This is a genomic window from Ruegeria sp. AL12, from assembly GCF_056540885.1.
The window spans coordinates 721,001-742,129 of sequence record NZ_JBQFXN010000001.1 but is presented as its reverse complement, the minus strand read 5'-3'; the positions used below and the strand labels follow the sequence as shown (position 1 = coordinate 742,129).

25 protein-coding genes are annotated in these 21,129 nt (G+C 59.3%); 19 read left to right on the top strand and 6 right to left on the bottom strand.

Features of this window, described 5'->3' with window-relative positions:
- Positions 1-85: 85 nt before the first annotated feature.
- From ACR0C6_RS03775 to ACR0C6_RS03745, 7 genes are all read left to right on the top strand, one after another.
- Positions 86-1,216: a bifunctional 2-C-methyl-D-erythritol 4-phosphate cytidylyltransferase/2-C-methyl-D-erythritol 2,4-cyclodiphosphate synthase gene (locus ACR0C6_RS03775; protein ID WP_480618303.1), complete on the top strand. Its 1,131-nt coding sequence runs from the start codon at positions 86-88 to the stop codon at positions 1,214-1,216.
- Entirely contained in the window at positions 1,213-1,710 is a 498-nt protein-coding gene (locus ACR0C6_RS03770; RefSeq protein ID WP_171228212.1) for a phosphatidylglycerophosphatase A family protein, read from the top strand. Before ACR0C6_RS03775 ends, ACR0C6_RS03770 begins: the two co-directional genes overlap by 4 nt.
- Positions 1,707-2,183 carry a CinA family protein gene (locus ACR0C6_RS03765; RefSeq protein WP_480618302.1) on the top strand — a complete coding sequence of 159 codons (477 nt, stop codon included), beginning with the start codon at positions 1,707-1,709 and terminating at the stop codon, positions 2,181-2,183. The genes ACR0C6_RS03770 and ACR0C6_RS03765 overlap by 4 nt, the downstream gene beginning before the upstream one ends.
- Before the next feature lie 197 nt (positions 2,184-2,380).
- On the top strand, positions 2,381-3,562 hold the full coding sequence (locus ACR0C6_RS03760) for an ammonium transporter (protein ID WP_480618301.1): 1,182 nt from the start codon (positions 2,381-2,383) through the stop codon (positions 3,560-3,562).
- A gap of 142 nt (positions 3,563-3,704) precedes the next feature.
- Complete coding sequence (locus ACR0C6_RS03755) at positions 3,705-4,385, top strand: orotate phosphoribosyltransferase (protein ID WP_171115637.1); 681 nt, start codon at positions 3,705-3,707, stop codon at positions 4,383-4,385.
- A 225-nt stretch (positions 4,386-4,610) separates the two neighbouring features.
- Positions 4,611-6,101, top strand: a complete 1,491-nt coding sequence (locus tag ACR0C6_RS03750; protein WP_152458159.1) for a replicative DNA helicase — start codon at positions 4,611-4,613, stop codon at positions 6,099-6,101.
- Between the two features lie 122 nt (positions 6,102-6,223).
- Positions 6,224-7,270 carry a Hint domain-containing protein gene (locus ACR0C6_RS03745; protein WP_480618300.1) on the top strand — a complete coding sequence of 349 codons (1,047 nt, stop codon included), beginning with the start codon at positions 6,224-6,226 and terminating at the stop codon, positions 7,268-7,270.
- Positions 7,271-7,316: 46 nt separating this feature from the next.
- On the opposite strand, the gene ACR0C6_RS03740 is transcribed toward ACR0C6_RS03745, so the two are convergent.
- The gene (locus ACR0C6_RS03740; RefSeq protein ID WP_480445301.1) at positions 7,317-7,856 is read right to left on the bottom strand and encodes a GNAT family N-acetyltransferase; all 540 of its coding nucleotides are present in this window, start codon (positions 7,854-7,856) and stop codon (positions 7,317-7,319) included.
- Positions 7,857-8,095: 239 nt separating this feature from the next.
- Between ACR0C6_RS03740 and alr the strand changes: the two genes are divergently transcribed.
- The 9 genes from alr to purF all read left to right on the top strand — a co-directional run bounded on the left by alr (position 8,096) and on the right by purF (position 16,775).
- Positions 8,096-9,130, top strand: coding sequence for an alanine racemase (gene alr / locus ACR0C6_RS03735; protein WP_480618299.1), 1,035 nt, complete (start codon positions 8,096-8,098; stop codon positions 9,128-9,130).
- Positions 9,127-9,909 (top strand): MlaE family ABC transporter permease, encoded by a 783-nt coding sequence (locus tag ACR0C6_RS03730; RefSeq protein WP_152458163.1) that lies wholly within the window; start codon positions 9,127-9,129, stop codon positions 9,907-9,909. Before alr ends, ACR0C6_RS03730 begins: the two co-directional genes overlap by 4 nt.
- Positions 9,906-10,652, top strand: coding sequence for an ABC transporter ATP-binding protein (locus tag ACR0C6_RS03725; protein WP_480618298.1), 747 nt, complete (start codon positions 9,906-9,908; stop codon positions 10,650-10,652). Before ACR0C6_RS03730 ends, ACR0C6_RS03725 begins: the two co-directional genes overlap by 4 nt.
- On the top strand, positions 10,649-11,101 hold the full coding sequence (locus ACR0C6_RS03720; RefSeq protein ID WP_480618297.1) for a hypothetical protein: 453 nt from the start codon (positions 10,649-10,651) through the stop codon (positions 11,099-11,101). Before ACR0C6_RS03725 ends, ACR0C6_RS03720 begins: the two co-directional genes overlap by 4 nt.
- A gap of 2 nt (positions 11,102-11,103) precedes the next feature.
- The gene (locus tag ACR0C6_RS03715) at positions 11,104-11,556 is read left to right on the top strand and encodes a paraquat-inducible protein A (RefSeq protein WP_152458166.1); all 453 of its coding nucleotides are present in this window, start codon (positions 11,104-11,106) and stop codon (positions 11,554-11,556) included.
- 150 nt (positions 11,557-11,706) lie between these two features.
- Complete coding sequence (locus ACR0C6_RS03710) at positions 11,707-12,489, top strand: DNA repair protein (protein WP_480618296.1); 783 nt, start codon at positions 11,707-11,709, stop codon at positions 12,487-12,489.
- A 121-nt stretch (positions 12,490-12,610) separates the two neighbouring features.
- Complete coding sequence (gene radA, locus ACR0C6_RS03705; RefSeq protein WP_480618295.1) at positions 12,611-13,975, top strand: DNA repair protein RadA; 1,365 nt, start codon at positions 12,611-12,613, stop codon at positions 13,973-13,975.
- Positions 13,976-14,015: 40 nt separating this feature from the next.
- Positions 14,016-14,609 carry a CvpA family protein gene (locus ACR0C6_RS03700; protein ID WP_480618294.1) on the top strand — a complete coding sequence of 198 codons (594 nt, stop codon included), beginning with the start codon at positions 14,016-14,018 and terminating at the stop codon, positions 14,607-14,609.
- A gap of 642 nt (positions 14,610-15,251) precedes the next feature.
- Entirely contained in the window at positions 15,252-16,775 is a 1,524-nt protein-coding gene (gene purF / locus ACR0C6_RS03695) for an amidophosphoribosyltransferase (protein ID WP_171639384.1), read from the top strand.
- 24 nt (positions 16,776-16,799) lie between these two features.
- On the opposite strand, the gene ACR0C6_RS03690 is transcribed toward purF, so the two are convergent.
- Complete coding sequence (locus ACR0C6_RS03690; RefSeq protein ID WP_480445309.1) at positions 16,800-17,075, bottom strand: hypothetical protein; 276 nt, start codon at positions 17,073-17,075, stop codon at positions 16,800-16,802.
- On the opposite strand from ACR0C6_RS03690, the gene ACR0C6_RS03685 reads away from it, so the two are divergent.
- Both ACR0C6_RS03685 and ACR0C6_RS03680 read left to right on the top strand, forming a co-directional pair.
- On the top strand, positions 17,074-17,322 hold the full coding sequence (locus tag ACR0C6_RS03685; RefSeq protein ID WP_480445311.1) for a hypothetical protein: 249 nt from the start codon (positions 17,074-17,076) through the stop codon (positions 17,320-17,322). The genes ACR0C6_RS03690 and ACR0C6_RS03685 overlap by 2 nt on opposite strands.
- 42 nt (positions 17,323-17,364) lie before the next feature.
- Positions 17,365-18,009 (top strand): SDR family NAD(P)-dependent oxidoreductase, encoded by a 645-nt coding sequence (locus ACR0C6_RS03680; RefSeq protein WP_152458172.1) that lies wholly within the window; start codon positions 17,365-17,367, stop codon positions 18,007-18,009.
- 60 nt (positions 18,010-18,069) lie between these two features.
- Here the strand turns inward: ACR0C6_RS03680 and ACR0C6_RS03675 are convergent, their stop codons facing one another.
- From ACR0C6_RS03675 to ACR0C6_RS03660, 4 genes are all read right to left on the bottom strand, one after another.
- Positions 18,070-18,912 (bottom strand): ATP-binding protein, encoded by an 843-nt coding sequence (locus ACR0C6_RS03675; RefSeq protein ID WP_152458173.1) that lies wholly within the window; start codon positions 18,910-18,912, stop codon positions 18,070-18,072.
- A gap of 116 nt (positions 18,913-19,028) precedes the next feature.
- Complete coding sequence (gene tatC, locus ACR0C6_RS03670) at positions 19,029-19,910, bottom strand: twin-arginine translocase subunit TatC (protein WP_171228196.1); 882 nt, start codon at positions 19,908-19,910, stop codon at positions 19,029-19,031.
- A complete protein-coding gene (gene tatB / locus ACR0C6_RS03665; protein ID WP_152458175.1) occupies positions 19,907-20,365 on the bottom strand; it encodes a Sec-independent protein translocase protein TatB in 459 nt (152 codons plus the stop codon). The genes tatC and tatB overlap by 4 nt, the downstream gene beginning before the upstream one ends.
- A 6-nt stretch (positions 20,366-20,371) precedes the next feature.
- A complete protein-coding gene (locus ACR0C6_RS03660) occupies positions 20,372-20,587 on the bottom strand; it encodes a twin-arginine translocase TatA/TatE family subunit (protein WP_152458176.1) in 216 nt (71 codons plus the stop codon).
- A 222-nt stretch (positions 20,588-20,809) separates the two neighbouring features.
- Between ACR0C6_RS03660 and ACR0C6_RS03655 the strand changes: the two genes are divergently transcribed.
- Positions 20,810-21,115 (top strand): hypothetical protein, encoded by a 306-nt coding sequence (locus ACR0C6_RS03655; RefSeq protein ID WP_480445315.1) that lies wholly within the window; start codon positions 20,810-20,812, stop codon positions 21,113-21,115.
- The last annotated feature ends 14 nt before the right edge of the window (positions 21,116-21,129 follow it).

The following is a 21,129-nucleotide window of genomic DNA, read 5'->3' as shown; positions in this document are numbered from 1 at the left end:
TAATTATTAATCACATGACCATGGGTGATTGCCTCTGCATTCACCGCCGCCTAAACAATGCCCATCACGAGGAGAGCGCGCACATATGACAACCGCTGCCATCATAGTTGCCGCCGGTCGCGGGTCGCGCGCCGGGGGTGGCGTGCCAAAGCAATGGCGCAGCCTTGCGGGCCGGCGGGTGGCCGATTGGACGATCGAGCGCTTTCGCGGACAGGTGGATCACATTGTTCTGGTGTTGTCCGACGAAGACAGCGCCGCATGGGAAGAATTCCGTGAAACCGACCTGATCCTGGCTTCGGGCGGAACGGATCGCGCGGGATCGGTGCGCAATGGATTGGCTGCACTGGCCGACCGGAACGTACAGCGCGTTTTGATCCACGACGTTGCAAGGCCTTGCGTCACACCCCGCATCATCACCGACGTTCTGAACGCCCTGGAAACATGTCCGGCGGCGGCGCCCGGGCTGGCGGTGACCGATGCGCTGTGGGTTGGGCATGAACAGGCCGTGACCGGTACGCAGGATCGCAGCAACCTGTTTGCCGCGCAAACTCCGCAGGGGTTTCACTATGACGCCATCACCGCCGCCCACGCCGCCCATCCGGGCGGCGCTGCGGATGATGTCGAGGTGGCCCGCGCCGCCGGACTTGATGTCTGCATCGTACCGGGCGATGCGGACAATCTGAAAATCACCCGACCCGAGGATTTTGCCCGGGCGGAACGCATAATGGGAACGGACATGGATGTAAGGCTGGGTAACGGGTACGACGTGCACCGTTTTGGCGATGGGGATCATGTGATCCTTTGCGGTGTGAAAGTGCCGCATGACCGCGGACTGCAAGGCCATTCGGATGCCGATGTCGGAATGCACGCGGTCACCGATGCGATCTATGGCGCTCTGGCACAGGGCGATATCGGGCAGCATTTCCCGCCTTCGGATCCGCAATGGAAAGGCGCCGCCAGCGAGGTTTTCCTGCGCCACGCGGTCGAGCTGGCGGGGCAGATGGGATACCGTATATCGAACGTCGATTGCACGCTGGTCTGCGAATATCCAAAGATTGGCCCTCATGCACCAGACATGCGAGAAAAAATGTCTGAAATCATGGACCTGCGTGCAGATCAGGTTTCGGTCAAGGCGACAACGTCCGAGCGTCTGGGCTTCACCGGCCGCAGCGAGGGCATCGCCTCGCTCGCCACGGCCTGTCTGGTGAAAGCATGAACGCGGCACAGATGATCGGGACTGTCGGCGGCGTCGGCTATTTGCGCCCTGCCCCGGGCACCTGGGGATCGCTGGTGGCCCTGCCGATGGCCTGGGTATTGCACATGCTGGGCGGATTCCCGTTGCTGGCCCTTGCAACGGTTGCGGTTTTTGCCGGCGGCCTATGGGCCACACGCGTGATGACCGAAGGTCAGGATGACCACGACCCATCTGAAATCGTCATTGATGAGGTCGCAGGCCAGTTCATTGCGCTTTGGGCAATTTCCTATCCGTCCTGGGCGCATGGAATCGACATTACCGCGCTCTGGCCCGGCTGGGTTGCTGGGTTCATCCTGTTTCGTCTGTTCGACATCACCAAACCCGGCCCTGTCGGCTGGGCTGATCGCCGCGGCGATCCGATGGGCGTGATGCTGGATGACGTGATTGCGGGTATGTTTGCAGCCATCGGTGTGATGGTTCTGGCAGGTATCGCACACGGAGTTCTGGGGCTATGAACGTGACAGACCTGCTGGACCGCGCCAAGGCGCAGGGCGTGATGATCGCCACCGCCGAAAGCTGCACCGGCGGCATGGTCGCTGCGGCCCTGACCGATATTCCCGGAAGTTCTGCGGTCGTGGATCGGGGTTTTGTCACCTACACCAACGAGGCCAAACAGGACATGCTGGGCGTTCAGACCGAAACGCTGAACGCGCACGGTGCGGTTTCCGAACAGGTGGCCCGCGAAATGGCAGATGGCGCGCTGCGCAACTCACTGGCGCAACTTGCCGTCTCGATCACGGGAATTGCCGGGCCGGGCGGGTCCGAATTCAAACCCGAAGGGCGCGTGTGTTTCGGCTTGGCCGTCAAGGGACAGCCGACGCATGTCGAAACCGTCGAATTCGGCGCACCCGGTCGCGATGCCGTGCGGCGCGCGGCGCGTGACCACGCCTTGACCCTGCTGTACACGGCCCTTTCCGCAGGCGCCTAAACTTTCAGCACATGGCCATAAAAACCGCTTCTTTTGAAGTCAGTTGAAAAAAGGCTGCCAAAACAGGCACTTTTTTTCGCTTTGCCTCTTTTTTCTCCAACCGACGGTGGCTTGAAACAGCCCACACCGCTCACGCAGCGCCGATCCGTGCCCAGTTTCCACGGATCCGCGCACTCATTCGGAAGGGAGAATGGCCCATGAACGGAGCCGATACAGCCTGGATCATCGTAGCAACCGCGTTGGTCCTTTTCATGACATTGCCAGGCCTCGCCCTGTTCTATGGCGGGCTCGTGCGTGCCCGAAATGTTCTCAGCGTTTTCATGCATTGCTTTGCCATCGCCTGTTTGATGAGCGTCCTGTGGCTGGTAGCAGGGTATTCCATCGCGTTCGGACCCGGTGAAAGCGGGCTTTGGGGTGGTTTGGGCAAGGCCTTCCTCAACGGCGTCGATGTGGACAGCCTTGCAGGAACCCTGCCCGAGATCTTGTTCTTCGCCTTCCAGATGACCTTTGCCATCATAACCCCTGCGTTGATCGTGGGCGCCTATGTCGAACGTGTGGGCTTTGGCTTTGTCCTGACTTTCTCGGCGCTGTGGATGCTGCTGTGCTATGCGCCCGTGGTGCACTGGATCTGGGGTGGCGGGATGCTGGCTGATGGCGGCATTCTGGGCGAGATCGGTGTGCGCGACTTTGCAGGCGGCATCGTGGTGCATGAAACCGCTGGTCTGGCAGCGCTGATTGTCGCGGTCATCCTCGGGCCGCGTCGCAACCGCACCACTCCGCCGCACAACCCCGGTTATGTCATGGTCGGCGCCGCAATGCTGTGGGTCGGCTGGTTCGGTTTCAACGGTGGTTCGCAACTGGCCGCCGATGGCGGAGCGGCGATGGCCCTGACCGTCACGCACCTGTCCGCGGCCACCGCTTCGCTAAGCTGGGCCCTGTGGGAGCGTATCCGCTTTGGCAAGGCCTCGATGGTCGGTCTGGTCACCGGCACAATCGCGGGTCTGGCCTCGATCACGCCTGCATCGGGTTTCGTCGGTCCGGTTCAGGCCCTGATCATTGGCGCAGTGGCCGGTGTTCTGTGTCAGGAAGCCGTCAGCATCGTGCGCAACAAGCTGAATATCGACGACACGCTGGATGTCTTCGCCGTGCATGGTGTCGGCGGTATTTTCGGCACGCTCATGATCGCCCTGTTTGGCCTTGGAACCTGGACCGCTCAGTTGGGCGGGCTCGTTATCGTGGGTGCCTTTACGGCAGTTGTCACGTTTGTGTTGGTCAAACTGGTTGCACAGATCACACCACTTCGCGTAGACGCCGAGACCGAGACAAATGGCCTCGACCTCTCGGTACATGGCGAGCGGGCCTATGACATGAGCAGTTAAGCCCACCTTGGCTGCCCATCGCCCGTATGGGCAAAAGCGGACCTCTTGGGGGTCCGCTTTTCTTTTGCCCAATCCCTCTCGACTCCGGCCCAAGGGTCGGGCTATCAGCCCGCAACGTATTTTCAGCCCCGAGGTTTGCGCCATGATCCCCAGTTCTTTTCCCGACAGCACCGAAATCGCCCGCCTGACTGCACGGATGCTGCTGGAGATCAAGGCCGTGCATTTCAACTCGCGGGAACCGTTCACGCTGGCCAGCGGGTTGCCCAGCCCGACCTATATCGACTGCCGCAAACTGATCTCGTATCCGCGCATCCGCTCGACCCTGATGGATTTCCTGACCGTCACGGTGATGCGGGAGGCTGGCTTTGAGGCATTCGACAACATCGCAGGCGGGGAAACGGCGGGCATCCCCTTTGCCGCCATGGTCGCCGAGCGCATGGCTCTGCCCATGACCTACGTGCGCAAGAAACCCAAGGGCTATGGCCGCAACGCCCGAATCGAGGGGGCGATGAGCGAAGGTGAGCGTGTGTTGCTGGTCGAAGACCTGACAACCGACGGCGGCTCGAAACTGTCCTTTGTCGATGCGATCCGCGAAACCGGTGCCACCTGCGGGCACACCGCCGTCATCTTCTACTACGGCATCTTCCCCGAGACCGAGAAAACGCTGGGTGATCATGGCGTCAAGCTGCACTCGCTCTGCACATGGTGGGATGTTCTGGCCGAGGCCAAGGCACAGAAAGCCTTTGATCAGGAAACACTTGAGGGTGTCGAAGCTTTCCTGAACGACCCGCGTGGATGGCAAGAGGCCAATAAACCAGCGTAAACCTCTTGTGGAAGGATTGGGGATAAACCCGAAAGAATCGGGCAGGTCGCCACGATATGTGGTGACTTTTCCGACAATTCCTACATAATAAGCGATGCATATGCAGGCATCCAAGCGGTCTGGAAAGTTATCCCTAGGCTTTACCCCAAGTTAGTCACAGGTATTTCCAGATAGCTTGCGGTGACGTTTCGCGTGTAGAACCTCGGAACGGGCAGCGGGGATAAAATGAACGAGATCAGCAGTATCGAGCAGGCAGCGGCACAGATTCAGAACGCCGAAACCATGCCGCATTCCATTGAGGCCGAACAGCAGCTTCTGGGTGCGATCCTGACCAATAACGACCTGTACGACCGGGTCGCCTCGATCATCGGGGCTGAACATTTCTATGATCCGGTCCATGCCCGGATTTACGAAGTGGCCTCGGCCCGCATTGCAAAGAATGCGCTTGCCTCGCCCGTGACGCTCAAATCATTCATGGCCGAGGATGAGGGCCTGAAAGAACTGGGCGGTCCCGCTTATCTGGTCAAACTGGCGGGCGCTTCGATCAGCGCATTCGCGGTGCACGACTATGCCCAGATGATCTATGATCTTGCCATCCGGCGCGAGTTGATCCGGCTGGGCCGCGACATCTCGGACAAAGCGGCGCGGGTCGATGTTTCGAGCGAGCCGAAAGAACAGATCGTCGAGGCCGAGCAGCAGCTGTACCAGCTGTCCGAGCAGGGCCAGACCGAGCAAGGCTTTCAGTCCTTCCTCAAGGCCGTCACCGAAGCCGTCAACGTCACCAACGAGGCCTACCAGCGCGGCGGCGGCATGGCCGGGATTTCCACCGGTCTGGCCGATCTGGACAAGCAATTGGGTGGGTTGCACCCGTCCGACCTGATTATTCTGGCCGGTCGTCCATCCATGGGTAAAACCTCGCTGGCGACCAACATCGCCTTCAACGTTGCCAAGGCCTACAAGCGCGGCACAAAGCCCGACGGCAGCGAAGGCGCAATCGATGGCGGCGTTGTTGGCTTCTTCTCACTCGAGATGAGTGCGGAACAGCTTGCAGGCCGGGTTCTGGCGGAAGCCTCGGAGATTTCCAGCCACAAAATCCGTCAGGGCGACATGACCGAGGCCGAGTTCCGTCGATTTGTGGATGCGGCCAAAGAGCTTGAGGCGTGTCCCCTGTTTATTGACGACACCCCTGCCTTGCCGATCTCGCAACTCGCCGCCCGGGCACGACGGTTGAAACGAACGCACGGGCTGGACTTGCTGGTCATCGACTATCTACAGCTCTGCCGCGGCATGGCCGACAACCGGGTGAACGAAATCGCCGAGATATCGATGGGCATGAAAGCTATCGCCAAGGAACTAAACATCCCGGTCATTGCTCTTTCACAGCTGTCGCGGCAGGTGGAAAACCGCGACGATAAGCGCCCGCAGCTGTCCGACCTGCGCGAATCCGGCTCGATCGAGCAGGACGCCGACGTTGTGATGTTTGTGTTCCGCGAGGAATACTACAAAGAGCGCGAAAAGCCCGGCGATCACGAACTGGAAAAGATGGAAGAGTGGAAGCAGGCGATGGAACGTCTGCACGGCAAGGCTGAAGTCATTGTCGGCAAACAGCGTCACGGACCCATCGGTACGGTCGAGTTGTCGTTCGAAGCCCAATTCACCCGCTTTGGCAATCTGGTCAAGCCCTGGCAACAGGGTGGTGAAATCGAGGGTTATTGATCGCGGACAGAACACCTGCCCCAGAAATGAAACGCCAAGCCCTTTGGTGTTTTTCCTGCCCGGTGTTAACGTGACGGTGACGTTCAACCCAACGCGCCAAACCTGCCCGGAGACCCACTGATTTGCCCGCGATCATATCGGAAATAAGATATCGCAACGGCCCGAACTTTGCTCCGGACGGAGATTTCATTGAAATCCGGGTTCCGACCGGAACCGACGTCACCGGCTTGCAGGTCGATGTTTACAACCCCAATGGCTCGGTGCGCAGTTCGACGGATGTCGACAACGGAACGATGACCACTGTGGGCGGGTTCGACTATTACGTGATTTCGGCGCGCATCAACCGGTTTGGGGCGGTCTCTCTTTCGGACAATGGTTCGGTTCTCAGCTTTGTATCCTTCGACTCGCAGGTGACTGCGACACAGGGGCCGGCCAGCGGCCAGACCTCGACCCAGATCGGCAGTAACGGCACGGACGATACAGCGTCTCTGACATCGAAGGACGGTGTCAACTTTGTTGAGGATCCCAATCCCAGCCCCGGCGCGCCCTGTTTCGTTTCGGACACCCTGATCCTGACGGACCGTGGCGAAATCAGCGTTCAGGATATCCGCCCCGGTGACAAAGTGATGACGACCGAAGGCAGCGCGGCCAGCGTGCAGCTTGTTCTATCCCGGTCCCTGCGCCAGGCCGATCTGTTGAAATCACCCGAACTGCGCCCAGTCCGCATTACGGCCGGCGCCCTGGGGCACGGCCTGCCCCGCCGGGACCTGACTGTTTCGCGACAGCACCGAATGCTGGTCCGATCGGACATCGCGCAGCGCATGTTCGACACAAGGGACGTTTTGGTCTCGGCCATCCGGTTGACAGACCTGCCGGGCGTTTACGTGGATTACGATGCGACGCAGGTGGTTTATCATCACGTTGTCTGTGACCGTCACGTGGTTCTTTTTGCCGAAGGCGCGCCAAGTGAAAGCCTGTTCACCGGCCCCGAAGCCCTCAAATCCCTTCCGCCCGAAGCGTTGCACGAGCTGTTGCAGATTTTTCCGGGTCTCGACTGCAATAAGGATATGGACCCTGCCTTTTATATCCCCAGCGGAAGGCGACAGAAAAAGCTGGTGGCCCGACATGTCCGGAACAGCAAGGCGATCATAGATGAGGCCCTGTTCTAGGCTGTGGAACCAAGGCCATCGACCAAAGCGAAAAATCCGATCCCGCCTACCACAGCAACGGATTGTTCAGCGCGGAAACGCATCGCGACGGGCCTTTCAGCGGTTTCAGGTCAAAACCGTCCAGCGCCTGTCCCAACCAGCCGTGCGGATGGCTTAGTTTCAGCGGTGGCTGGGCAGTATCCTCGGTGATCTGCACAAAATCCGTTTTGCAATAATAGGCCGGGTCGCCATAGGTCAGTGCCACATCCACACCTGCCGCCCGCAAGCGATCCAGACCATAGGAAATCAGCGCCTGTCCAATACCTGTTTTTTGCCTGCCCGTTTGCACGGCCATCGGCGAGAGTATGAACACATTGCGCGTATCCTGCGAAAACGTCATCCGGGAAAAGATGGCACAGCCAAGCAGCTCGTGATCGTGTTGAGCCGTGCACACCAGGATATCTTCAGGCGGCGTGCTGTTGAGCAATTCACGTGCGAATGCACCTATTGCCGCCCCTTCCTCTGGCCCTTCCGATGCGAAAAAAACGTCTGCAAAAAGACGGATGATCTCTGACGGGTCCCGGGTCAAACCGGTAGAAAAATCCATGGCTCCCTCATGAGTTGACGCTGCGCCCGGTCTTTGCCGGAACCGAACGATCCGGTTCCCAGGATCGCTTTAACGTTGATGTGAAGACAATCCCCAAAACCTGCAACCATGGCGGAATGCTGCCATTTCTTCTTTTTTTTGGTGTTTTCCGTAACAACAGACCAAACACCAACATAAACCGACAGGTAAATGCGCCATTCCCTCTTGACCTTGGACGGCGCAATGTCATGAACAGTGCCATGAGTACTGCACGTTTGACGATCAATCTTCAGGCGCTCGCCAGGAATTGGCGGGCGCTCGACGCGAAAACCGGGGTCGAAACCGGCGCCGTGGTCAAGGCCGATGCCTATGGGCTGGGTGCCGGGCCCGTCAGCGATACGCTGGCCGAGGAAGGCGTTCGCAAGTTTTTTGTGGCAGCCGCAGAAGAAGGCGCCGCTGTCCGCAAGGCGGTCGGCCCCGGCCCGATGATCTTTGTCTTTTCCGGCCATATGGAGGGCGACACAGACCTTCTGCGCGCCAATGACCTGACGCCGCTGATCAACTCGGGCGAGCAGTATCAGCGCCATATGGAGGCCCTGCCCGACCGTCCCTTTGGCATTCAGCTGGACAGTGGCATGAACCGGCTGGGTCTGGAACCCGCCGACTGGGCCGAACTGCGCCCAAGGGCCGAGGCCCTGAACCCGGCCGTTGTCATGTCTCATCTGGCCTGCTCGGACGAGCCGGACCATCCGATGAACCGCCAGCAGCTGAAAACCTTCCGCGAAATGACCGACGGTATCGCCGCGCCGCGTTCTCTGGCTGCAACCGGCGGTTTGCTTTTGGGGCCCGAGTTCCATTTCGATTTCTGCCGCCCGGGCATCGGCCTGTATGGCGGCCTGCCCTTTGCGGATGCCAAACCCGTTGTCACCGTCGATCTGCCTGTCATTCAGGTGCGCAGATTGGCCGTGGGCGAAACCGTTGGTTACGGCAACAGTTGGGTGGCGCGCCGGCCGTCCCGTATCGCCACCGTCGCGGCCGGGTATGCTGACGGCCTGCATCGCGCCATCGGGGGCGGCATCGACGCCTTCGCCGGCAATCAGCCCTGCCCGGTTGTTGGCCGTATCTCGATGGACCTGATCACGGTGGACGTCACGGACCTGCCCAAAGACCCGGAACGCCTGCGTATCCTGAATGGCCATCAGACCGTCGATGACCTGGCCGAAGCTGCCGGGACAATTGGCTATGAAATCCTCACATCAATGGGCAATCGCTATTCGCGGGGCTATGTGGAATGAACCCGCTCACCGCGCTCGGAGGTCTGGGCCGCACAGTTCTGAGCCTGCTTGCGGCCTTTGGCCGGGTGGCACTGTTCGCACTTGATGCGATATCGCATATTCTGCGCCCCCCCTTCTATCCGCGCGAATTTGGCATGGCCCTGCTGAACATCGGCTGGCTGTCCCTGCCGGTCGTCGGCCTTACCGCGATTTTCACCGGCGGTGCGCTGGCGTTGCAGATCTACGCTGGCGGCGCGCGTTTCAACGCCGAAGCGGTGGTGCCCCAGATCGTCGCCATCGGTATGGTACGAGAGCTCGGCCCGGTTCTGGTCGGCCTGATGATTGCCGCGCGCGTGACCTCATCCATCGCGGCCGAGATCGCCACGATGAAAGTGACCGAACAGATCGACGCGCTGGTCACTCTGTCGACCCACCCGATGAAATACCTCACCGCCCCGCGGGTTCTGGCCGCCCTGATCACCGTGCCGGCTTTGGTGGCAGTGGGTGACATCATCGGAATTGCCGGGGGCTACACCGTGGCCACGCAAAACCTGGGCTTCAACCCGGCCGCCTATCTGAAAAACACGGTCGATTTCCTTGAAACACGCGACATCGTCTCGTCGCTGGTCAAAGGCGCGGCCTTTGGCCTGATCGCGGCGATCATGGGCTGTTACTACGGCATGAATTCCGGCCGTGGCGCACAAGGCGTGGGCCGCGCCACCAAAGGCTCGGTCGAGGCCGCGGCGGTGTTGATCCTGGCCGCAAACTTCGTTCTCACGGGGGTATTCTTCTCGCTATGATCCGGATGGAGAACGTACATAAGGCCTTCGGTGACAACCACGTGCTGCAAGGCATGAACCTTGAGATCCCCAAAGGCACCTCGATGGTCATCATCGGCGGTTCGGGCACCGGAAAATCGGTCGCGCTGAAATGCATTCTGGGCCTGATCAAACCCGACCGCGGCATGATCTATGTGGACGGCAAAGACGCCAGCAAGGGCGACCGAGATGCCTTTCTGGCCCGGTTCGGGATGTTGTTTCAGGGCGCGGCCCTGTTTGATTCACTGACCGTCTGGCAGAACGTCGCCTTCCGCCTGCTGCGTGGTTCTCTGAAACGTCCAACCGAGGAAGCCCGCGAGATCGCCATCGACAAACTGCGCCGCGTGGGCCTGAAATCCGACGTGGCCGACCGCTTTCCGGCGGAACTGTCAGGCGGCATGCAAAAACGCGTGGGCCTTGCCCGCGCCATCGCCGCCGAGCCCGAGATCATCTTTTTCGACGAACCCACCACCGGCCTCGACCCGATCATGTCCGGCGTCATCAATGACCTGATCCGCGAGATCGTAACCGAGATGGGCGCCACCGCGATGACCATCACCCACGACATGAGCTCAGTCCGCGCGATTGCCGACAACGTCGCCATGCTGCACGATGGGGTGATCCAGTGGACCGGCCCGGTCAGCCAGATGGATGCGTCGGGTGATCCCTACGTGGAGCAGTTCATCAGCGGTAGCGCAGAAGGGCCGATCGAGGCGGTGCGATGATCGAACCAATGACATTTGGAGAACTGTCGAATTTCGTCAAACAGATTGGTTTCAGCTATTTGGCTGGTCTTGGCATAATATTATCCGGCCTTATTCCTGGTTTCCAACGAACCTCTGACTCCGGTGACAACTACGCGGACGCCATCGCCGCACTCAGAAGGCAAAAGTTTGGCTGGGGCGCCGAGGAAAAGTACTCCGAAGCGGCAACGAAATCTTCTCTGTTTCAAAACGTTCAGAGGCTCATAGTCTTGGCAACCATTGCTTTCTTTATGTGGTTTCTGGTGAATAGGCTCCACTATCCAATATTGAGTTTGGCTGCCGGGGTTCTAATGATCATCATGGCTATAAATATCCGAAGGAATTTTCGAAAACGTTGGTCTGGCAGTATGCTGGAATTTGACTTTGGCAGTGTTGTGATAGGACTGCTTTTTCTTCTCTCGCGCATATGATCATGCCCCTCCGCCTCGCCACTCTCTCGCTCCTGATCCTCTACCCCATCGCGTGGTTCGCCCCACTGATGCGTGCGGGGTTCCTGCCGATCTTCGGCCTCAGCGAAATCAGTGTCATCACCGGGCTGCAATCCTTGTGGAAATCCGACGTCTTCCTCGCGCTGATCGTCACCATCTTCGCCCTATTCGCGCCCTACATCAAAACCATCGGCACCGCGCTGATCCAATGGAACCTGCTGGATGCCCGCGTCCAACCCGCGCTCAACATCCTTGGCAAGCTGGCCATGGCCGACATTTTCCTGATCGCGCTTTACATCACTTTGGCCAAGGGCATCTCATACGCCACCGTTGAGACCGCATGGGGTCTCTACCTGTTCACGGCCTGCATTCTGGCCTCCATCGTGCTTGGCCATATTACAGAGATGACATCCACTTCACGAAAAGCTCAGACCTAATTGATTGAAAACACAAATCTAAGTATCATCTTTATATTTCGAGCAGCAGTGTTTTGTAGTTTTCGGGTCCGCAGCGGATCGTACGCAATCGTTTGATTACCTTCCGCTTGGGCCCGGTGTGTACCGGTTTGAAGAAGGAGTTCGACGATCATGGCCGCCCTCCACAGTATTACATTGCAATTTCAGAATGCCTTTTTAAGACTGACTTTTTTCCTGATCTGTTTGGCGGCCTTGTTGGCCGTTTCAGCCACGTTGTTGTCCGCTTTTGGCGTATTGCCCTGGCTCTCAATGCAGGCCGGATTTGGCGAGGCACCGGCAAAGGATGCCGGCATGTTCATCCAGATTGGCCTTACAGCGCTGATTCTCATGCTGGCGTTTTACCTGCCGGCAAATGCCCGAATGATGGCGCTGGAAAACAACCACCGCAAATTTGCGCTCAATATGCATGACATCGCGCAAGCGTATCAAATGGCACATGCCGCCGATCGCGGCGGGCTGTTCATGATGTCGTCCGAGTTTGACGCCGTCAAGGAACGCATGGGGTTTCTGCGCCAGCACCCCGACCTGCAATCGCTCGAGCCCGAGATCCTGGAACTGGCCGCGCAGATGAGCCAGATCAGCCAGGAACTGGCCCGGACCTATGGCGATGCGCAGGTCGAACGCGCGCGGATGTTCCTGCAACAGCGACAGGAAGAGATCGAACTGTTTCAACAGCGTCTGGAAGAGGCGCAGGTCATCCAGAACGAATTGCGCCAGTGGACGCGGGATGTGGAAATGGAAGAGACGATCGCCAGGTCGCAACTTACCCGCCTGCGGGATGAGCTGTTCGAGCTTCTGCCCGAATTGTCGACCCAACTGCACACACCGCGCAACAACGGCTCCTCAAAGGCGTCCAGCGTGGTTGCAATGTCGCCCCTTCGACCGGCGGAATAGGCGCGCCAGCACCCGCTTCGGGCGATGGCCCAACCGGGCCTGAGGCCGCAGCGCGCCATCGGCGGTGAGGAAAGCCCGCAAGGGCTTGAAGAACCGTCCAAGCTCGGGCACCAAGTGCGTCATGGCAAAGACGACATCCTTCTCCTGCTCGGCCTGCGGTGCGACGCATACACGATGGTCCGGACGCTGCGACGGTTGCGGCGAATGGAACACCATTGTTCAGGACGCGCCCATATCGACTGGCCCGGCCAGAAAATCCCTCGGCGGCATACGCGGCCAGTCCATCGCACTCACGGATTTGTCCACCGAGGAAACACCGCCGCCCCGCACCCTCTGCGGGGTCGAGGAGCTGGACCGCGTCTTGGGCGGCGGGCTGGTCCCGGCCTCCGCCCTTTTGGTGGGCGGAGACCCCGGCATCGGGAAATCCACCCTGCTGCTGCAAGCCGCAGCGCGTTTCGCACGTGCGGGCGTGAAAACCATCTATGTCTCGGGCGAAGAAGCCAGCGCACAGGTTCGTATGCGCGCCCGCCGTCTTGGGCTTGAGAACGCCCCCGTTCAACTTGCCGCCGAAACCAACCTGCGCGACATCCTCACGACGCTGGAAGCCGAAAAACCGGGCCTGGCCATCATCGATTCGATTCAGACGATGTGGGCAGACAATGTCGACAGCGCACCCGGTTCCGTATCACAAGTCCGGGCCGCGGCCCATGAACTGACCACGTTTGCGAAACGGCACGGTGTTTCGATCATCATGGTTGGCCACGTCACCAAGGAAGGCCAGATCGCAGGCCCTCGTGTAGTCGAGCACATGGTTGATACCGTCCTTTATTTCGAGGGCGAGCGCGGCCACCAGTTCCGCATCCTGCGCGCGGTCAAGAACCGCTTTGGGCCAGCGGACGAAATCGGCGTGTTCGAGATGACCGGTAAGGGTCTGGCGCAAGTGACCAACCCCTCGGCCCTGTTCCTGTCCGAACGTGGCAGGCCAAGCCCCGGCTCTGCTGTTTTTGCGGGCATTGAAGGCACTCGTCCCGTGCTGGTCGAATTGCAGGCTCTGGTCGCACCCTCGCCCCACTCACAGCCCCGCCGCACCGTTGTTGGTTGGGACAGCGGGCGGTTGGCGATGATCCTTGCGGTGCTCGAGGCCCGCTGTGGAATTCCTTTTGCCGGGCTCGACGTCTATCTCAACGTTGCCGGAGGTCTGAAGGTCAGCGAACCCGCCGCCGATCTGGCTGTGGCTGCCGCCCTTCTGAGTGCCCGCGAAGACACAGCCTTGCCCGCCGACACGGTCGTATTCGGAGAAATCTCGCTGTCCGGGGCACTTAGACCGGCCCCACAGACCGAAAACAGGTTGAAAGAAGCGCAAAAACTTGGTTTCACGTCGGCAATTGCTCCGGCTGGTGGCAAAACCGGCACTGTGGCAGGTCTGACACTCACCCGACCCTCTGATTTGGTGGGGTTTGTTGGCGAAACCTTCGGAGCAGGTTAAAGTCGCGCCCCGAGGGGCAGAAAAAGAACAGGCGAGGGCCATGGAAGGTTTTACAATAATTGACGGGGTCGTCGCCCTGATCATCGTGCTGTCGGGCTTGCTGGCCTACTCACGTGGCTTCATGCGCGAGGTTCTGGCCATTGCGGGCTGGGTCGCGGCGGCCGTTCTGGCATTCATCTTTGCCCCACAAGCTGTACCGCTGGTCAAAGAAATCCCGGTGGTCGGAGATTTCCTGCGCGACAGCTGTGAACTTTCGGTGATCACCGGCTTTGCAGCCGTCTTTGCCTTGGCTTTGATTGTGGTCAGCATCTTCACACCGCTGTTTTCGTCGCTGGTGCAGCGTTCGGCTTTGGGCGGCCTGGATCAGGCGCTGGGGCTGTTCTTCGGCATCGCGCGCGGTATTCTGCTGGTTGCAATCGCCTTCTTTGTCTATGACACGGTCATGACTGGCCAGTCCTATACAATCGTGGACGAAAGCCGCTCGGCCAAAGTGTTCGAGCAGTTCAGCAGCCAGATTGAAGAGCAAAACCCCGAAGCCGCTCTGGGTTGGGTGACTGCACAATATGAGGAACTGGTTGCCAGCTGCACGGCAGGAAACGAACAACCCGAAACCACGGCACCAGCTGAAGGGTAAACTCAAGGTGCATTGCATGATGAAAGCCCGGCACTGTCCGGGCTTTTTCTATTCAAACGTACCCTTCCCCGCCACAAACCGTACAGCGGATCGTTTTCAGCCCGAAACACCCGTCGCACCGGCTGGAGATCGGTTTGCCAAGAATATCCCGGCTTTTGACAACTTCGCCCGCCCCGTTGCAGATCTGACAGGGCGCCCGGCCCATTCCCCGGCACCTGTGGCACCGTTGTTTGATCCGCTCCTGCTTCTTTTGAGGTTTATGTTGCCACATTCCGGCCCTTTGCGTGCTTCACCCATCCTGATTTGCACATATCAATTGGCATGACAGCACATATGATTGCACATGTCATCTCCTTCGTGAACTTGCCCCTATCCGCGAAATCCTGACCTGCGGCAATAGGTGAGTGTGATCCTTTGATGACAGCCACGCCATTAGGCATTATGTGGAGGCCAACCCGCCACGGAATCGGAGCCACCGATCTTGTTCTTTCTGTTCGAATGCGCGCTGGTCGTTGTGATGGTCGCCCTGTTGGCGTCGTTGTCGCCTGCCACCAAACCGACCGCGCGCGCCTTGCAGAGGATCCGAAGCCGAACGGCGGTCAACCCTCTGGTCAAATCGTCATAGAAGTTGGAGCCCCGTAAATGTGTGGGATTTTGGGAATCGCAAGCCGGACACATGATGTGTTTGCCGAAATCTATGACGGGCTGCTGATGTTGCAGCACCGGGGTCAGGATGCCTCAGGGATCGTGACCTATAACGGCGAATTCTTCCGCGAAAAGAAGGCCAACGGTCTGGTCAAGGATGTGTTCAACGCCCAGGATGCAGAAACCCTGTTGGGGCGCGTGGGCATGGGGCATGTGCGCTATCCGACGGCGGGGTCCCTCAGCGCGGCCGAGGCGCAGCCCTTTTTCGTGAACGCCCCCTACGGCATCTATCTGGTTCACAACGGCAACATCACCAACACCGCTGAGCAGCGCGAAAAGGTTACCGGCAAATACAGCCGTCACCTGCGCACCACGTCAGACTCTGAAATCCTTTTGAACGTGCTGGCCGACAAAGTGGCGGACGCGATCAAGGTTAATGGCAACGGCGAACCCATCCGCAATCTGTTTGCCGGTGTGAAGATGACGATGGAACGCGTTCAGGGCGCCTATTCCGTGATCTGTCTGGTCGCGGGTGTCGGTATGCTGGCCTTTCGCGATCCGTTTGGCATTCGCCCACTTTCGGTCGCCAAACGCGAAGTGGACGGAGACGGTGATGATTATGCCTTTGCGTCGGAAGACGTGGCGTTTGGCATCAACGGCTTTGAAAAGCTGCGTGATCTTCGCCCGGGTGAGGCGATCCTGATCGATCTGGACGGCAACATGCACGAGTTTCAGGCGGTCGAAGGCAAGCTGACACCCTGCATATTCGAGTATGTCTACCTGGCGCGCCCGGATTCTTTGCTGGACGGTGTTTCGGTTTACAAGACGCAGATGCGCATGGGCCAGACGCTGGCGAAACAGATTCAGGATTCAGGGCTGGAAATAGATCGGATCATCCCGGTGCCCGACAGCGCCCGCCCCGTGGCCCTGGAAGCCGCAAAGATCACCGGCATCCCCTATCGCGAAGGGCTGGTGAAAAACCGTTATGTCGGGCGTACGTTCATCATGCCGGGTCAGGCGGAACGGCAGAAATCCGTCCGCCGCAAGCTGAATGCCGTGCCGCTGGAATTCGACGGCCACAGTGTTCTGCTGATCGACGATTCCATCGTACGGGGCAACACCATCAAGAAGATCGTTCAGATGTGCCGCGATGCCGGGGCCAAGAAGGTCTATGTCGCCAGCGCCTCGCCGCCGGTGAAATACCCCAATGTCTACGGTATAGACATGCCTACCAAGGCCGAGCTGATCGCGAACGGCAAGGAAATCGAAGAGATCCGCGAAGAACTGGGTGCCGACGCCCTGTTCTATCAGCACCTGGAAGATCTGATCTGGGCCGCCAAGGAGGGCAATCCCGAGATCGAAGCCTTCGACTGTTCCTGTTTTGACGGCAAATACATCACGGGCAGCGTCAGCGAAGGTTATCTGGACAATCTGGAGAACAGCAGCCGTGTCAGCCAGAAGCGCGCCGACATGCAGGTTCCGGGCGGGTCCTGGAACGCGGCGAAACTGGCCTCGGGCTGAGCGGACGAAACGGGACTGACACAGTCAGTTTTCCGTTCTGAAAAGCGAATCAAAACGGCGGAACATCCTGGCCAGCCGATAGCTGTCGACCGGCCTGATTGCTGTCATGGGATGTGGATGAGTGGAAATTTGCCACAACCAGTCGGCGAATTCCACGCAATCACAAGGGCTTTTTTCAAGGGCGCCAAATCGTGATGACACCTGTCCGTGCAGCGCTTTTGTTCGCTTGAGCGTTTTGCTATCTGGCCGCGACCACTCACTCAAAAAGGGGTTCGGGCCACGGCCCGGTCCGCGGATCATGTCAAACGCCAAAGTCCAAAGCGCGGCCACACAGCGGGGCGCGCTGAAGAAGAATTCCGTCTCGGTTCTGGGCGTATTCGGGCCGAAAGCGGATATGCGCGCCCTGATGCGACTGACATCAGGCCGCGTGAAAGAAGTAAAACCCGGAAGCCGCGTTGCCTCGGGCACAGTAGTCGCGATTGATGAGCATGGCATAATGCTGCGACAAAGCGGCCAGACCCGGCGTATCGCCATCCCCGGCGGCTGATCACATCTTGACGCCCCGCGCGCGGGGGTTCAAACCGCAGGCATGACCGATACGACCAAAATCGCCCTGATAACCGGGGCCTCGCGCGGGCTGGGCGCTGCCCTGGCCGAAGCGCTGGCGCCCGAATACCACATCGTCGCCGTCGCCCGGACCACTGGCGGGCTGGAAGAACTGGACGATCGCATCAAGGCCAAGGGTGGCTCTGCCACGCTGGCACCGATGGACATCACCGATCCGAACGCGATGGCAACCCTGTGCCGCGGGATCCATGACCGTTGGGGCAAGGTGGATTTGTGGCTGCATACGGCCGTTCACACCTCGGCGCTGACGCCGGTACATTTCGTCGACCCCAAGGAATGGACCAAGGCAGTCAACACGAATGCAAACGCAACCTCGGTTCTGATCCCATATGTCTCGCCCCTGCTGGGTGAAAACGGCCACGCGGTGTTTTTCGATGACCCGAAAGCCGGTCAGAAGTTCTATGGCATCTATGGTGCCACCAAGGCCGCGCAAATGGCCTTGGCCCGCAGTTGGGCGGCCGAGACCGAACGCACCGGTCCGCGCGTTTCGATCGTGGAACCAGCACCGATGCCGACCGCCGTGCGTGCCCGGTTCCACCCGGGCGAAGATCGCGATGCACTGACGAGCACCGCAGATGAAGCTGCGCGGATCCTGGCGCTGCTTTAGGAAATGGCCCTGACGGGCCATGCCTCCGGCGGGGATATTTTTGGCCAGATGAAGCTGGGATCAGGCGATATGAACGCCGTTGCGCCCGGCCAGATCGACGAAGAACTGCCACGCGACACGGCCTGAACGCGATCCGCGCGTGGCCTGCCATTCAATTGCTTCGGCGCGCAGGATTTCGGCATCGACCGAAACGCCATAGGCGGCACAATAGCGGTCGATCATGGCAAAATATTCGTCCTGATCGCAGGGGTGGAATCCCAGCCACAAACCGAAGCGGTCGGACAGTGATACCTTTTCCTCGACCGCCTCTGACGGGTTGATGGCGCTGGAACGTTCGTTTTCAATCATGTCCCGCGGCATCAGGTGGCGACGGTTCGAGGTCGCGTAGAACACCACGTTTTCCGGGCGACCTTCAATACCGCCATCCAGAACGGCCTTGAGCGATTTGTAATGCTGGTCATCGTGACTGAACGAGAGGTCGTCGCAAAACAGGATGAACCGATAAGGCGCCGCGCGCAGGTGGTTCAGCAGACGCGCGACCGAGCCCATATCCTCGCGCTGTAGCTCCACAAGCTTCAGGTCAGGATGATCTGCGCTCAGCGTGCCGTGGACGGCCTTCACGAGGCTGGATTTGCCCATCCCGCGCGCGCCCCACAACAGCGCATTGTTTGCCTTGTAGCCGGCCGCGAAGCGGCGAGTGTTGTCAAGTAACGTGTCGCGCGACCGATTGATGCCGACCAGCAGATCCAGATCGACGCGATTGACCTGTTCAACCGGTTCCAGGCGTTCCGGTTCCACATGCCAGACAAAGGCCGGGGCCGCATTGAAATCCGGTGTGGCCAAAGGCGCCGGCGCCATGCGCTCCAACGCGGCAGCAATACGGTTCAGGGCTTGGTCGTCCATCGGCTCCTCCGGTCAGATACGGATCGGTTCAAAGCATGTTCTGATTGGCGCAACAAGGCCCGCGAACGAAAAAGGCGCGCCCGAACGGGGCGCGCCTCGGCTGTTGTTTCAGCAGGTTACTTGTCGTCTTCGAATTCCCGCATCAGATCTTCGTCCGCTTCGGCTTCTTCATCGTCATAGTAGCCGTCGGCCCGCAACTGCTCTTCCCGCTTCTTTTCAACCCGGGCCACCAGGAAGATCGAAATCTCGTAGAGGCCATAGACCACGACAAAAAGGATAATCTGCGTGATCACGTCAGGAGGCGTCACGATCGCCGCCAGCACCAGAATGCCGACCACCGCATATTTGCGCACGGCCCCCAGACCCTCGGCGCTGACCAGCCCTGCCTTGCCCATGAGGGTCAGAAGAACCGGCAATTGGAAGCACAGCCCAAAGGCCACGATGAACTTGATCGTCAGGTTCAGGTATTCCTGTGCCGAACCCTGAAACACCACGCTTAGCGGTGCCGCCGTCGCGCCATCGGCCACGGCTTCGCCTTCAGCGCCGAATTGCTGGAACCCAAGGAAAAAGTCATAGGCCAGGGGCGTGACGACATAGAAGGCAAAGCTGGCGCCCAGAAGGAACATGAAGGGCGAGGCCAGCATGAAGGGCAGAAATGCATTCTTTTCTGACTTGTAGAGGCCCGGAGCCACAAAGCGCCACATCTGCATCCCGATATAGGGAAACGCCAGAATGAAGCCCCCCAAAAGCGAGACCTTGATCGCGACAAAGAACCCTTCCTGCGGCGAGATGAAGATCAGGCCGCAATCCTGTCCGCGCTCGGTCAGGACCTCACACAAAGGGTTGGTCAGAAAATTGAAGATCGGTGTAGCGACCGTAAAGCAGATGATCATCCCGACCAGAAAAGCCACGACGCAGTGGATCAACCGCGTGCGCAGCTCGGCCAGGTGCTCGATCAATGGGGCCGAGGTATCTTCGATCTCGTCGGTCTTGGTCATGTTTCGCCTTCAGTCTTCAGCGCCGCTTCGGCTTCTTCGGCCTTGGCCAGGGCCTCGGCAGCTTCCTTGGCCTTGCGCTCGGCGGCAGCGCGGGCCGTTGAGGCCTGAATTTTCTTGGCCTGTTCGGCTCGCTCGGCTGCCAGTTTACCGGTTTCGCTGTCAGGATCGAACTTGGTGGGATCCATGCTTTTTGCCATATCCTGCGCGGCTTGTTTCACGCCGTCCATGGCCGAGCCAACCGGATTCGCAGCGGCGTTGAGACCTTTCTTGATCTCGTTCACACCAGCCTGATCGGCGGCCTCGTTCATGGCGCTGCTGAATTCGCGTGCCATGCCACGGGCCTTGCCGACAAACCGCCCGACATTGCGGAACAAAACCGGCAGGTCCTTCGGCCCGACGACGATCAGGGCGACAATGCCGATGACCAGAAGTTCGGTCCAGCCCAGATCAAACATCTGCGCTTACGCCTTGTCTTTCTCGGTTTCAGGCGTGACGTCCTTGGCCAGTTCCGACGCGTCCTGTTCCAGTTCTTCCGAACCGTCCTTCACGCCCTTCTTGAACGCGGTGATGCCTTTGCCGACTTCGCCCATCAGCGAGCTGATCTTGCCGCGACCAAACAGAACCAGAACCACAACGGCGATCAGCAGAAGACCGGGAAGGCCAATATTGTTCAGCATCTCATTTCTCCTTTTTCATCGGCGCCCTTGTGCGCCGGGAATATGAACTGGGTGCGTGTTTACGCCCCCGGGCCCCGTCCCAAAAGGGATCCGGCACAGATTGAGGGCGAAAATTGACCTCATCTGCAAAAAACTATGGGCTCGCATTTTCCAACTGACAGGTTTATGTCAGTTGGAAGTGGCTAGGAACAAGGCATCGAAACCTGGTCAACGGAGACTCACATGACCCATGTTGCTGAAATCGTCACCTTCACTCTTGCCAACGGCACCACCCCTGAAGAGTTCGTAAAGCTCAGCAAGGCATCCGAAGCCTTTGTTCGCAGCGCGCCCGGCTTTGCCCACCGACAGCTCAGCCAGGGCGCAGACGGCAGCTGGACGGACTATGTCGTCTGGACGGACATGAAGGCCGCGCAGGACGCTGCGGCACAGTTCCCGCAACAGGAATGTGCAGCAGGCATGATGGCAGCCATCAACCCTGAAAGCGTTCAGATGCGCCATGAGGCTGTATTATGGAACATGACTGCCTAGGCGCGGTCCGGACG